We start from the raw sequence: 13,645 nt of genomic DNA on the forward strand, positions 1-13,645 counted from the left end.
GCGCCACCTCGGACCTGGAAAAGAGAGCATCGCTCAGCGTGTCGGCGGCGATGTGAGCCGCCGCGGCACGGCGGTCGAGCTCGGCAGCGGTGGGCGCGGGCGCGCCTTGCGCCAGCCCGGAAACCAAAGACGAAGCTCGTAACCCAGTCGGCTCACGGGCAGCTCGGCGGACACCGGGGCCACCCACCACGCCGTGAGCACGAGCGCTCCGACCCCGAACCAACCGTGCCGCCGGCGAGCGTCGATCAGCCGCCCGAGCTTGCCGGCCACCAGCGCGACGGCAAAACCGTAGGCGGGAAGGTAGTGGTAGATGTACGAGTCGCGCCGCGAGACGACCCAGGGCAAGACCGGCAGCGCCCACAAAAATAGTACCCACAGCTCGTCCCGATCGATCGCACCAATGGCGTGGAGCGGGGTCGCACGTGCGCGGAGCTTGGCCCAGACGAGCGTGGCCGAAGTGCTCACGAACGCGGAGGCGGTCGTCAGCACCGAAAGACTCGCGGCCCACCAGAGCAGCGGGTTGCCCATCGAGGACATCGAGCGCACGACCCCGTCGACCTCCGTGAAGCGCATCGGTATGGGTTTGTGCGGCAGGAGCCAGGTGTACCACCGCGACACGTAGATGTGCGTCATGTCGGTGAGCTTGGCGTGGTGTTCGTACAACACGCGCGTTGCATCGATGACATCCGCGACTGTGTGCGGTTTGTGCTGCAGCGCAAGCCCGTGTCGATAGAGCAAGAAATAGTCGAGCGGGGCGAGCAGCAGGAACACGAGCGACCACAAGGGCGCGCGCCCGAACAGCGCTACTCCGACGATCGGAACCAACATCACGATGGCGCTGAACTTCACGTTGCAACCGAGGCCCAGGAGCAGCGACGCCAGCGCCACCTGCCAGGCGCTGCGCGCACGCACGATCACACACGCCGTGGCGAGCACGAACGTCGTCAGCACGCCGTCGAGCAGAGCGGTGCGCGAGTACGCGATGAAAAAACCGTCGCCAGCGATGAAGGCCGCGCCGAGCAGGCCGGCACTCCGGCTGCGAAACACTCGCGCTGCGAGCACACCCACGAGCCCGATGTTGAGCAGCCCGGCGAGCAGCGCCGACGCGCGCCACGCCAGCGACGTGTCGCCAAACCAATGGATGGCCTGAGCGATCAGCAGTTTCCCGAGCGGCGGGTGGTCGTTCCAGTCCGGCTGACCGTGCAGGTAGTTCTGCGCCGTCTTGACGAAGTGGTGCTCATCCCAGGCCAGGCCTGCCGGTTCCGCGATGTTCTGAACGCGCAGCCAGACACCGAGCGCGACGGCGGACACACACACGAGCGCCAGTAATCGCTCCTGGTTTCTGCGCGTGCCGAGCTCCGCCACTTGGGCGAGTGTCTACATCACGAGCCTCGGGCCCGCGACTGATCGTCCGCAGCGCCGCTGCGGGGCTCGCCAACCCGCACTTTCCGCATGCCAACCCCGGGTTTGCACCCGGCCCGCCCGATCCGCGCAGATCGCGGGGATTTCGCCTGGTGCACGCCTTGCAGCTCCGAGCTAGACCCATGCGCTCCGTACTGCCCCCCGCACTCCTCAGCCTCGGCATCACACTCGTCTCGGCGACCGCGAGCGCCGCACCCAAGCCGCCCACGCCGAGCTTCGCCAAGGCCATCGATGGCTTCGCGAGTTACGACGCGCAGGACACCTGCGACCCGACGGCAAAGCCCGGGACCGTCAGCTTCCGTGACTTCATCTTGAAGACCTACCCGAGCACCGGCGACTACGGCATCACTCGCGCGTGCAACATCGGGAGTACCAGCGAGCACAAAGAGGGGCGCGCATGGGACTGGAAGGTGAACTACTCGAACACCGCCCAGCGCGACATCGCCGACACCGTCATCGAGTGGATGCTCGACACCGACCAGCACGGCAACTCGTGCGCGAACGCCCGCCGCCTGGGCATGATGTACTTCATCTGGAACAGCAAGATCTGGGGCGCCTACCGCTCCCCGAACTCGTCGTGCAAGACGGCAGGCTGGAAGGGCTACACCGGCTCGAATCCCCACACCGATCACGTACACCTCAGTTTTGCCTGGCCGGGCGCGAAGAAACAGACGACCTGGTGGACGGCCGCGTTGCCGCCGGAACCGACGAACGTCAAACCCACGGGTTACCTCGACGGCGCGAGCTGCGAGCGGGTCTGGGGCTGGTCGCAGGATCCCGACGCGCCGAAGAAAAGCATCGCCGTGCATCTGTACTTCGGTGGGCCGGCAGGTGACGCAAAGGCCAAGGCTGTGCCCATCGATGCGGACATCGACCGCGCGGATCTCTGTACACCCCTCGGTTCGTGCACGCATGGCTTCGAGGTTGGCTCGCCGCTCAGCCTGCACGACGGCAAACCGCACGCCGTGCACGCGTACGGCATCGATTCGGCGGGCGGCGCAAACAGCGAGCTCGCCAAGAGCCCGGGCACACTCGACTGCAAGCCCGTCATCCCGAGCGGCGTCCGCCGACGCGTGCTCGACATGACCAGCTTCGACGACTGGGGTTTCTCGGAGTTCTGGGACGTGATGCCGGTGGCAGATCCCGCGCTGAACGCCGTCACCGAGGACAGCGCGTTGCCGGCCAACCCGCTCCTGGTGAAGGCAAGCGACGGCAGCCCCGAGATCTGGCTCATCGACGGCGAGCTTCGGCGCCACGTGCCCGACGCCGAAGCGTTCGCAGCCTGGGGTTTCGACGCAGCGACCGTGGTCGAGTGGGCCGTGAAGGATCTGAACGCTCTGCCGATTGGCCCAAAGCTGCGGGCCCAACCCGTGCTCGTGCGCGGCTCCGGCCCCGAAATTTACCTGATGGACGACGCTTTGCCGAAGACCACCGGCAGCACCGGCAGCGGCGGCGCGGGCGGCGGCGCGGGCGGTCCCTCCGCCGTGACGGGCGGCAGCGGCGGGTCGAAGGCGAATGCAGGCCAGCAGACCAAGGTGATGCAGGCTGATGAGGCGGGTTGTGCCTGCCGGAGCAGCGGCACCCGCTCCAGCTCGAGCGTCGGCTTCAGCTTCGCGCTGTTGTCGCTCGGCCTCGTTGCTGTGCGTCGCCGACGCCGAGGTGTTGCGTGAGCCGCCAGCGCCTCGTCATCGGGATTGCGCTGCTCGCCAGCATCGCGGTCCTCATTGCGTTGCAGCTTCGTCATCGGGAGTCAGCGCCAGAGCCCGCTGACAAACCGGCGAGCGTGACCGAGACTTCTGCACCAGCGCAGGCTCGCCCTCGCCGCCCCCGAAGCTCGCGTCCGCGGACCGCGCCGCCGGAGACCCGCGCCGTCTCCGCGGTGGTCGCCGCCGAGCCCGCGCCACCAGCGCCCCGGGCAACACCCGCGAGCGCACAGCGAAGCTCGAGCCGCGTCGAACAACTCGCCGTGACGGTGCTGGCCGCCGCAGTGCGCGGAGATTGGGTCGTGATGGACGATCACGACAGCCCCTGCCCTCCGCAGCAGATCCGCATCGTGTACGAGGCACCTAACGACCTCGGCAGTTACACCAAGGGTGCCTACTTCGAGCCGCTCGGACCGGGACCGAGCAACACCTCGAACGAGGTCAACGGACTTCTGCTCTGCGAAGGCTCGAGCTTCGTGTACCGCGGCTTCGAGGCGTACTTCCGAGACGACCGCGGACACTGGGACGTGTTCCCGTTTCCGATCATCGAGTGAGCTCCGTCGGCGCGCTCGCGCTCGCCGGCGACTCGCTGCCGTTTCGTCACGTTGACGGTCTCGAACGCGCCGGCTAGGTTCGCCCCGCGCCGAACGGCGGCGAGCGCGAACATGAGGGTTGCCCGAGGCAGAGTTGGTGTCCGATGGGCGATCGTGGCCCTGTGGGCAGCGCTGTCCCCGTTGCTCTTGCGCGCCGAGAGCCGCCCCGATTTCTCACCGGGGGACATCACGACGGTCGACGTCACGCTGGTCGCCGACGACGCACGCGACCTGGCCTGCGGCTTGGATGCAACCGCGTGGGGTCATGGCTGCGCGTTCGACGGCAGCGGCCGTCCCAGGGCTCGCGGCCTGGGGCCGCCGCTCGTGCCTTGCTTGACGCCGGATCGCCGCGCGCTCCTCGTGCCCGGTTTGTTCGAGCAGTCGCGGATCGCAGAGAGGGTCGCCCGAGACGCGTCCGCCTACGGCTCCCGCCACACACAGGCGCGCTTCACGGCTCGCTGTCGCGTGCGGGTCATGGGCGAGGTCCACGGCGTGCGCACGCGCTACGTGGAGCGCGATCCGTTCACGCCGCCGGGCGACGCCTGGGTCGTCGCGCCGCTCGCCTGCGACGTCGTTCGCTGAGCTGACCGAGTCCGTGGCCATGACTAACCTCGCTCAGTCGAACACGAAGCGACAGGCTCTCGCCCGCGCCCTCTCGGCCCCGGCGTTACCCCTCGTGACGGCCTGCGTCGGCATGATCGCCCTGGGTTACTGGCTGCGCGCCCAGCGGCTCGGGGTGCCCGCGGTGCTCACCTGGGACGAGCACCACTTCGTGAACAACGCCCGCAACTACCTGGAAGGGCGCCCCGATCTGAACGACCACCCGCCGCTCGGAAAACTCCTGATGGCGCTGCCGATGCACTACCTCGGTGACACCGCCGTGGCGTGGCGGCTCGCGCCGTTGTTGCTCGGTTGTACGAGCGTGCTCCTGATCGGTGTGCTCGCTGGCTGGGCGGCGCGACGGAGAGAGGCGTTCTGGATCGGTGCTGCGTTCGCCGCCCTGGACGGTTTTTTGCTCACGTACAGCCGCACGGCCCTGCTCGACGGCATGCTCACGTGCCTGGCCCTGGCAACCGTGATCGCGGCGGCGTGTTTTCGCTCGCCCATCGGAGTCGGGGTCGCGGCGCTCTTGCTCGGCTCGGCCTGCTCGGTGAAGTTCAGCGCCGTCGTGCTCGTGCCCATCGTGGTGTGGGCGGCGCTCTCCAAGCGCGCGTGGCTCTGGTCTTCGCTGTCGCTGGTTCTGGCGCCGGCAGCCTACGTCGGCTGGTACATGCTCGGCCTTCGAATGGCGAAACAGCCAGCCGGAATGGCGTCGGTGATCTCGGAGACCAAACGTCTCTACGTCCATCACGCCGGTCTCACCGACTGGAAACATCCGCTCCTGTCCCACTGGTACGAGTGGTTTCTGCCCACGCGTCCCCTGCCCATTCGAAGCGAGACCATGAGCGACGGCCGACTGCAGCTCATGCACTCACTGGGCAACCCACTGCTCTGGTGGATGGTCGACGCGGCGCTGGTGGTGAGCGTCGTGTTCATCGTCCGCGCCGCGTGGCGCAGCGCGCGCGCGCAGGGCGTGAAGCCCGCGCTGGTGGCGTTCCCGGGCTGGTTCGACAGCCCGAGCGGCCGCTGGCTCGTGCTGCTCTTGGCGTGGTGCGGGCCCGTCCTGCCCTGGATTGTCAGCAAACGCGACTCGTACATCTACCATTACCTGCCGGCCTACGCGTTCGGGATCGCGCTCGCGGCAACGCTGGTCGCCCGCGTCTATCACCGGCGCCACACCCTCGGGCTCTGCGCCGTGCTCGTCGTCGGTCAGGTGAGCTTCTACTACGCGCCCATCTGGTCGCAGCGCCCGCTCTCCGCGCAGGGTGTTCGGGGCCGGCTGTTCCTTCACACCTGGCGTTGACGACGGCGCGGCGCGCTCGTCCGGCTTGACTCGACGTGGCCCCGCGTTACGAGACACGACCCGTGCCCGCATCCACACCCCCTTCGGCCCTGGCCCCGCTCGCCGGTGTACCGCCACGGGCTCGCCACGCGCTGTTTGGGCTGGTTGCCGTGCTCGTGCTCGCGAACACCCTCGGCACGGCGCTGTCACCGTACCTGGTGGTGGAGCATCCTCTGTTCCTGGTCGCCATCTCGCCGGAAGGGCGTCACGTGGTGCTGGCCGCGAGCAAGGTGCCAGCGCTCCCGCTGGTGGTCGTGGGCACGTTGCGCCGCGCGCTCGGCCTGATCGGTGGCTTCGGGCTCGGTCTGCTGTACGGCGAGGCCGCGGTGCGTTGGGCCGAAGAGCGAGTGCCAATCATGGGGCGATTCATCCGCTTCGTGGAGCGTTTGTTCGCGCGCTTTGGTTTGTTGCTGCTGGCAATCGTTCCGCTCCCCGGCATCGCGCTCCTGGCCGGCGCCTCACGCACACCTTTCGTCGGGGTCATGATCGCCGGACTGCTCGGGCAGACCGCGTGGATGACGCTGACCGTCAAGTTCGGCGCAGCCATCTCCAACTGGACGCGGCCGGTGCTCGACTTTCTATCGGCGCACCTCGTCGAGAGCACCCTCGTGTGCGCGGCGCTCGTCGGCCTGCAGCAGGCCTTCGCGTACCAGCGTCGCAAGCGCGCTCGCTTGCGCGGCGGGGCGGACGTTCACTTCCCCACGTAATCCCGGCTGAGCGGGATCTGCGTGGCCGCCGGACTGGGTTTGTACAACGTCGACGATCCGTAGCCAGCCTTGGCCTTCTTGTAACTGTTCACGTTGCCGGCCCGCGTGGCCTTTTGTTCCGGCTTGGCTCCGTCGATGTCGCGCATGAACCGCCCGACGTCTCCGGCGACCATCGCTGGCGCCGGCTTCGGCGCTGCCCCACCCCGCTCGGTGAGTGCGTCGACCGCGGCGGTACCAACCAGCGTCGCGCGGAACAGCTCGAAGAGTTGATGGCTGGCGAACCAGCGCACACCCTTCACTCGTCCCCCAACCGCGTAGGCCATGCCGATCAGCTCGTCGGACGGGCGCGCCGAGGCGAGCGCACCCTCGATGCGTTTGCCGAGCTCCGCGCGCTCGCGGGACAGCTGCGCGTCGTCGAGGGTGGCCATCAGTGTGCCCGAAGCGGCGTGTTTGCCGTGGGCGGCGTTAACCTTTGCGACCTCGGACCACACCTCGCTCTGGTTCGACTCGTACTGCCCAGCGGCCCGCACCTTGGCGTTGGCGAGCGCACCCTCGGACTCGAACTTGCCGCGTGTTCCCACGCCGTCGCGCTCTCCGGTCCAGCGTCCGTGCTCGACACAGAAGGCCTCGACCGGCACCGTGGCCCTGGCCCCGACCACGAAGTCCTGAGCGATCTGTCGGTCTTGGTTGCCACCCTTCACCACCGTACCGGCGAGCACGTAGATCGGCGTGTCGCCGTTGTTTGCGATGACGAGTGTGTTGACGGTCGGTCCCGGCCCGAGCGGAAGCTCCGCTTGGCCTTCGCCTTCGCGATTGGAGTTTGGGGCTTGGTCCGCGGCCTGACCTCCCACCTCACGGACCTCGGCGACTCCCGCGGCCAGGGCCAGGGGCAACGTCGTCATGGAGCCCGGGTCCTGTTGGTCCGCCGAGAAGATCGGGAAGATGCTGAGGTCGTCGAGCGCAATGGGCTCACCAATGCGCATGCCCGCGGCGCGGGCCGAGGTCATTCCGAGTGAACCGTCCCCCGTCGCCCCCGAGCGGCGGGTCTTCACGGCGTGTGCTGCAAATGCGATCAGCCCGGCGGCAAACACCGCCGCGATCGCGTAGACCAGGCTACGGCCTCGAGCGTTCATCGGACCCTCCGTGCCCGCGTGGGATGCGCGGGGCTGCCCGGTGAAACGTTCGAGGGCGGCGAAAGATTTGGTGGCCCGGGTTTTTGTGGCGGGCGGCTCGACGTCACCGGCAAGTGCAGGCCGCCGAGCGCGACGACCTGTCGCTGAGACCGCACCGACCGTCAGTCGTCGCCGACGAATTCCCAGTCGGCCCCGAAGTCATCGGACTTCGGTGTGGTGAGCGCTGCGCCGTTCGGGCCATCGCGGCGCACCACGATGGTGTAGCGCGAGGCCGTGTCCTCGTTCTCGCGCGCCACCACCGTCACCACGTTGATCCCGGGATTCAGGCTGGCTTCGAACGAAAACCCCAGCTTCAGTTTGTCCGTGCCCTTGCGGTTCGACTGGTAGAAGACCTTGTGCGAGCCGATGAAGGCGTACACGTCCAGCACTCGGTCACCGTCGGTCGCCGTACCTTCTATCTTGACCTTGTCGCCGCGCGTGGAAAGTGACGACGGCTTGAGCTCGATCAGCGGCGGCGAGTGCGTGAGCAGCGGTTTGAAGCTGATCTTTCCGCCAGCGCCGCCATCTTTGACCGCCGCGGACTCGACGAAACCGAAACGATCGCCGTCGATGCGGATCTTGGTGAAGCCGCTGAACGTGCCGAGGCGATCGACCAGCGAGCCCTTCTGCACCTCGCCGACCACCGCCGCGCCGGTCTGCGGCTGACCGCGCACCTGAGCCGACTGCTCGAACGACACCTTGCCCGAGGCCTGATTCACGAACACCCCGCTGCGGGTCACCGGGATGATGATCTTCTCGCTGGTCACCACGCGAAGATCACGATCGGCGATGCTCATCTCGACCTTGGCGAAGTTGTCGGTGAGCCCGTCGAGCACGTCGAAGGTGAAGGCAACGTCGCGCACGTCCCCGGGGTTCATGCTGGGCAGCTCGAAGCGCCCCGCACGCAGGTAGAGCCCGTCCCCGGTCAGGTTACGCAGATTGGCTTGGGTCTCGAAGGACTTGCCCATGCCGACGTTCTTGACCGTCAGGTGGAGCGTCAGCCCCTCACCCCGCTGCACCTGGCCGTCGCCGTTGCCCGGACGGTGATCGACGATCTGGTAAGAGAAGGCGAAGGCCGGACGCGGCAGGCTCTGCACGGTGGGGCGCAGCTCCTGGTCCTTGGGGGCGGTGCCGCCCTCGGCGAAGAACTTCAGCTTCACCACGTCCTGCCGGGTGATGGCGTCGAGCGGGATCTTGCACACCCGCTTGGTGTCGGTCGGCAGCGGCTTGGTGCTGCCCGGTTTCTTGCCGTCCAGATCACACCAGCCAAAAGGCACCGTCGCAATGCGGGTCTTGCCGGGTTCGACCTTGCCGAAGACCAGCTCCCGCTCGTCGTAATAACCGCCGTCGCTCTTGGTCTGAGCGCGCAGCTGATAGATCGGGTCCTTGCCGTTGTTCTTGACCGTGACCTTCAGGTTCATCGGCTCCCCGGCGCTGACCAGATCACCCTTGCGATCGGTCTCGAGCTTGACCTCGTAGTCGTCGGCGCCCGGACCCTTCGTGTCCTTGGGCGGTGCGCTCCAGTCGATGCCGAGCTTCGAGAGATCCGCAGTGATGGCCTGGATCTGCCCTTCCTGAGATTTCTCGACCACGGTCTTGGCCGCGCGGATCTGATCCGGTCGTTTGCCCTGGGTCAGCTTGCTCACCAGGTCGCGGCCGAAGGCGATGGGGAAATCCAGCTGGAACTCGTCCTCGAGATCCCCGCCGAGGTCTCGCATCTTGGCGCGCTGTTCCTCGGGCAGGTTGTAGCGAAGCTTGTAGCTCGGCCGGTCGCTGGAGCGTTTGCTGGCGCCGCCGAGGCTGCGCGAGAGATCACGCTCCTTCACCGGGCTCTCTTCGCTGTAGAGATCCATCTCCAGCGTGTCCGCCGTCATCGGGTCGAGCTGGATGTCCGGCGCCACACCAACGCCCTGAATCGAGACGTCACCCGGCGTCAGGTACTGCGCAATGGTGAGCTTGAGCGCCGCGCCGTCCGGCGTGATGCGCGGGAACACCAGCTGCACGGTGCCCTTGCCGAAGCTCGTCTGTCCGACGATGACCGCGCGGTCGGTGTTCTTGAGCGCACCCGCCACGATCTCACTCGCGCTGGCGCTCGAGCCGCTCTGCAAGACGACGACCGGATAGTTCGGCTCGGTGCCCCGCGGTGACGCTTTCTTCTCTTCGCGCCCCTCGGAGGCGCCGACGGTGGCCACCAGGGTTCCGTTCTCGATGAACTTGTCTGCGACCTTTGCCGCCTGATCGAGCAAACCGCCAGGATTGCCGCGCAAATCCAGGACCAGACCCTTGATTGGTTCGTTCTTGCCAATGTCGGCCAGCGCCGCCTCGAGCTCGTCCGCCGAGCTCGACTGGAACTGCTTCAAACGCACGTAACCCACGCCAGGCGCGAGGGTCCGGTAGTCGACGCTCTTGATGCGGATCTCTTCGCGCGTCAGTTCGAACGGCCGCGAGCCCTGCCAGCCGTCGGTGCCGTCGCGATGGACCCAGATTGTGACCTTGGAGCCGGGTTTGCCGCGCAGCCGCTTGACCGCGTCGTCGAGCGGCATGTTCAGCGTCGACTCGTTGTTGATCTTCGTGATGCGATCCATGCGCTTCGTGCCCGCGCGACCGGCGGGTGTGTCCGGCATCGGCCGCATGATCGTCAGCTGCTGATCGCGGATCGAGATCACGATGCCCAGACCCCCGAAGTGGCCAGAGGTCGAGAGGTTCATCTCCCGGTAGGCCTCCGGGCTCAAAAAGACGCTGTGCGGATCGAGCGTGCGCAGCATGCCGTTGCACGCGGCGTACTCGATGTCCCGGAGGTCGACCTCGGTGTCCTTGAGGTTCGTCTGCAAGAACGCGAACACCTCACGCAGACGGGCGGCCACGTCCCAGGGCCCCTGGATGTTGTCGACGCGGAACTCTTTCTCTTCGGTGTCCGCGCGCACCTTGACGGTCGGTGATTTCTCCTCGTGCAAGATGATGACCTGAGCGACCTCTTTCTGAACCTGGTTCAGCGCGCTCAGGAACATCTGCTGAGGTTTCACCCGCGCCGGATCGACGTACTTGTCGCGGATGGTCTTCAGCGTCTCGTTGACCGCGGTGAGCTGGGTGAGATCGTACGGCGCCTTGCTCCCGCCCGGGGCGCTGACCGCGTGCGCCGCTTCGAGCCCCTTCCACAGACCCCCGGTCCCGAAGCGAAGCGCGAAGTAGGAGGAGAGGGCAAAGACCCCCAGGACGACGATCGCGCGGCCGAGCCGCTCCAGGATTCGCATCGGACGGGCAGTATAGAACGGAGATCGAAAGTCAGCCGCTTCGTTGCCGAGCGTCGCCCATTCCGCGGGGATAGGCCGGGCGAAGGGCCGGAAGACGGCCGCCCGATGCGGCGGCGCTTCCTGCTACGCTCCCGCTCGATGGCCCTCTCGTGTCCCCGTGACAAAAGTGCGCTCGAAACCAAGACCTACGAAGCGAAGATCGAGGTCGATCAGTGTCCGGCCTGCTCCGGAATGTGGCTCGACAAAGGCGAGCTCGAGGCCATTCAGGAGTCGAAGGAGAACGACTACTCCAAGGTGCTGGAGAACTTGCCCGACTCCGTCTCCCGCAGCATCAACAAGGCGGCACAGATCGAGTCCGGTCCCATCGCGTGTCCAAAGTGCGCGGCCGAGATGGACGTGAAAGAGTACGCTTATTGTTCACAGGTCGTCATCGATGCCTGCCCAGAGGGTTGTGGCATCTGGCTCGACGGCGGAGAGCTGCAGGCGCTCGAGAAGTTCTTCGAGCGCAGCCAGGCCGAGGCCGGCGACGTGATCCCGCTGCGCTGGCGTTTGTGGGCGACGCTGTCGGGCGTGTTCAAGAAGAGCAAAGGCAGCTGAGCGAGGCGTGGCCCTCGTCCCCACCGCGTTCGCGCTCGTCGTCGCGGGCTTCGACTTCGCGGTGGCCGCGCTGTGCTGGGGTTGGCCTCGCGGTGAGCTGTGGCCACTCGGCACGCGGCTGACCAGCATCGCGATGGCGCTGGCGGGGCTGACGTCGATTGCGGCGGCCATGGTGATGGCCGGCTTGGCGCCAGATCTGGCCATGCGTGCGTTCGCAGCGCTGGCCACGGTCTCGTTCGTGGCCGGGACTGCGGCGGTGATCCCGTCGGATGCGCCGCGGGCCGCGCGCTACCGCACCTGGCTCGCGCTCTTGTCCGTGCCAGTGCCGCTTGGGCTGGCGCTGGCGCTGGAGACCTCGCCGGTGGTGAGTGCGGGCCCTGGGGTTCCGTCCGTCGTGCTCACACTGCGCTCCGCCGCGCTCTTTGCGGTGACCTGTGGCGCATTTCAAGTGGTCGAGGCGGTCGCGATCGCCGCGTTCTGGCCGAAGAGCCAGACGCGCGCGTCGTTGCCGGCGGTCGGTCTGGTCTTTCTGGCGGGGTTCATCGACGTGGCGGCGATGCTCGGCAAACCGCTCCCGCTGGTGGGCGCCGTGACTGCAGCCGTGATCGCCAGCGGATTCATCGCGTCGCGCATGCTGGCCCAGTTCCGCGTCGCGCTCGAGGGTGCGGAAGGGCGTGTGCCCGGTTTTGCGCTCCAGCGATTTCTGGGCGCCGGTGGCATGGCGGAGGTGTTCATCGCCGAAGCGGTGGGCCTGTTCGGAAAAAAACGCGTCGCGGCGGTGAAACGCGTGCGGCGCGATCTGGTGGACAACGTCGAGCTGTGCGCGATGTTCCTGGAAGAGGCGCGCCTCGCCGCGGAGCTGCATCACCCGAACATCGTCGAGGTCTTGAGCTTCGGCACCGGCGGCGCCGGCTCCCACGTTCGCCCGTACATCGCCATGGAGCTGGTCGATGGCGTCTCGCTCGCCATGCTCGTGCGTCACGCCGCGGCGGCGCGCCAGCCGCTCCCGCTCTCGGCGGTGGTCGAGATCGGCGTGTCCCTGGCCTCGGCCCTCCACTATGCCCACACGCTGCGCGATCACGACGGCAAGCTGCTCTCCATCGTTCACCGCGACGTGTCACCGCACAACGTGCTGATCTCGCGTGAAGGGGTGGTGAAGCTCATCGACTTCGGCATCGCGCGAGCCGCGACCCGCGCGACCCATACGAAGACCGGGCACATGCGCGGCAAGCTGGCGTATGCCTCTCCCGAACAAGTCGCCGCCACCGGCGTCGACGCGCGCAGTGACGTGTTCTCGCTCGGGGTCCTGCTCTACGAGGCTGCGTGTCTCACTCGCCCTTTCACCGGTGATAGTGAACCCGCGGTGGTGTCGGCGATCCTCGACGGCCGGCGCCAGAAGTTGATCGAGCTCCGGCCCGACGCCGGCAGCCTGGCCGACGCCATCGAACGCGCGCTCGACGTCGACCCAACAGCGCGCTGGCAGAGCGCTGCAGAGCTGGGCGAGGCGCTCGACGCGGCGATGAAGCGCCAGCGCCCGGGCTCGGAGGTCCTGCGCGACCTGGTGGCCTCCACGAAACACGCGGACGAATCCTCGCCGCCAGCATCGACCGGTCCGGTGCTGGAGATGGCCGCGACCACGATGACCGGCTCCTCCATGCCGAGCGGCGCCACGGAGACCGTCGCGGATCCACACTCGGTGGCGCGCGGTCAGCGGGGTGAGCGTGAGCGCTCACGGCGTCTTGAACTGATAGACGAGCTCGACGAGCTTGCCGCCACCTTGATCTTCGTACGCCGTGAACGCGGTCGAAGTCGCGGAGAAACCCATGTCGTGCAGGGTGGTGTCGGGGCAGTTGTCGGTGCGGGAGAGCTTGGTGCCAGATATGATGTAGGTGCCGGTTCGGGTCGTGTCCGACGTCGCCACGCCGTCGCGTTCGACGGTCTTCATTTCATTGCCGACGAAGCGCAGCGAACGCCAGAAGGTAGTGCCCACGGCGCCGCCGTAGAGATTCACCTCGGTGAGCGCATAGAACCCATCGGTCAACGTGCCCCCCGTCGGCGTCGGTAGCGTCGCCCCCTTTGCTACCGAGGTCACCTGCAGCCCGATCTGAGACAGGTAGTTGCAACCGACGCTGGCACCCCCAGCTCCATCCCCACCTTCGACTGCCGCATCCGAACCGCCGTCACTCGTTGCGCCCGCGGCGCCGCCGCCCGCGTCCGCTCCGGCGGAGCCACCGCTGCCCGCCATTGCTCCGCTACCC

Annotated in this window: 10 protein-coding genes; 7 read left to right on the forward strand and 3 right to left on the reverse strand. The window is 67.4% G+C overall.

Going from position 1 to position 13,645, the window contains the following annotated elements:
• Window positions 1-33 precede the first annotated feature (33 nt).
• Window positions 34-1,365: a phospholipid carrier-dependent glycosyltransferase gene (locus tag IPI67_33525; GenBank protein MBK7585097.1), complete on the reverse strand. Its 1,332-nt coding sequence runs from the start codon at window positions 1,363-1,365 to the stop codon at window positions 34-36.
• Between the two features lie 179 nt (window positions 1,366-1,544).
• On the opposite strand from IPI67_33525, the gene IPI67_33530 reads away from it, so the two are divergent.
• The 5 genes from IPI67_33530 to IPI67_33550 all read left to right on the forward strand — a co-directional run bounded on the left by IPI67_33530 (window position 1,545) and on the right by IPI67_33550 (window position 6,367).
• Window positions 1,545-3,092: a hypothetical protein gene (locus IPI67_33530; protein ID MBK7585098.1), complete on the forward strand. Its 1,548-nt coding sequence runs from the start codon at window positions 1,545-1,547 to the stop codon at window positions 3,090-3,092.
• On the forward strand, window positions 3,089-3,679 hold the full coding sequence (locus IPI67_33535) for a hypothetical protein (GenBank protein MBK7585099.1): 591 nt from the start codon (window positions 3,089-3,091) through the stop codon (window positions 3,677-3,679). The genes IPI67_33530 and IPI67_33535 overlap by 4 nt, the downstream gene beginning before the upstream one ends.
• Window positions 3,680-3,832: 153 nt before the next feature.
• Window positions 3,833-4,300: a hypothetical protein gene (locus IPI67_33540; protein MBK7585100.1), complete on the forward strand. Its 468-nt coding sequence runs from the start codon at window positions 3,833-3,835 to the stop codon at window positions 4,298-4,300.
• Between the two features lie 19 nt (window positions 4,301-4,319).
• On the forward strand, window positions 4,320-5,621 hold the full coding sequence (locus IPI67_33545; protein MBK7585101.1) for a phospholipid carrier-dependent glycosyltransferase: 1,302 nt from the start codon (window positions 4,320-4,322) through the stop codon (window positions 5,619-5,621).
• Between the two features lie 62 nt (window positions 5,622-5,683).
• Window positions 5,684-6,367, forward strand: coding sequence for a hypothetical protein (locus IPI67_33550; protein ID MBK7585102.1), 684 nt, complete (start codon window positions 5,684-5,686; stop codon window positions 6,365-6,367).
• Here the strand turns inward: IPI67_33550 and IPI67_33555 are convergent.
• Both IPI67_33555 and IPI67_33560 read right to left on the reverse strand, forming a co-directional pair.
• Entirely contained in the window at window positions 6,352-7,500 is a 1,149-nt protein-coding gene (locus IPI67_33555) for a hypothetical protein (GenBank protein ID MBK7585103.1), read from the reverse strand. The two genes, IPI67_33550 and IPI67_33555, sit on opposite strands and share 16 nt — an antisense overlap.
• 161 nt (window positions 7,501-7,661) lie before the next feature.
• Complete coding sequence (locus IPI67_33560) at window positions 7,662-10,790, reverse strand: PDZ domain-containing protein (protein MBK7585104.1); 3,129 nt, start codon at window positions 10,788-10,790, stop codon at window positions 7,662-7,664.
• Window positions 10,791-10,928: 138 nt separating this feature from the next.
• Here IPI67_33560 and IPI67_33565 point away from each other — a divergent pair, with 138 nt between their 5' ends.
• Both IPI67_33565 and IPI67_33570 read left to right on the forward strand, forming a co-directional pair.
• The gene (locus tag IPI67_33565) at window positions 10,929-11,387 is read left to right on the forward strand and encodes a zf-TFIIB domain-containing protein (protein ID MBK7585105.1); all 459 of its coding nucleotides are present in this window, start codon (window positions 10,929-10,931) and stop codon (window positions 11,385-11,387) included.
• A gap of 7 nt (window positions 11,388-11,394) precedes the next feature.
• Window positions 11,395-13,452, forward strand: coding sequence for a protein kinase (locus tag IPI67_33570; GenBank protein MBK7585106.1), 2,058 nt, complete (start codon window positions 11,395-11,397; stop codon window positions 13,450-13,452).
• Window positions 13,453-13,645: the final 193 nt, after the last annotated feature.

It is taken from the genome of Myxococcales bacterium (genome assembly GCA_016706225.1).
In the GTDB taxonomy this organism is placed as follows: Bacteria; Myxococcota_A; Polyangia; order Polyangiales; family Polyangiaceae; genus JADJKB01.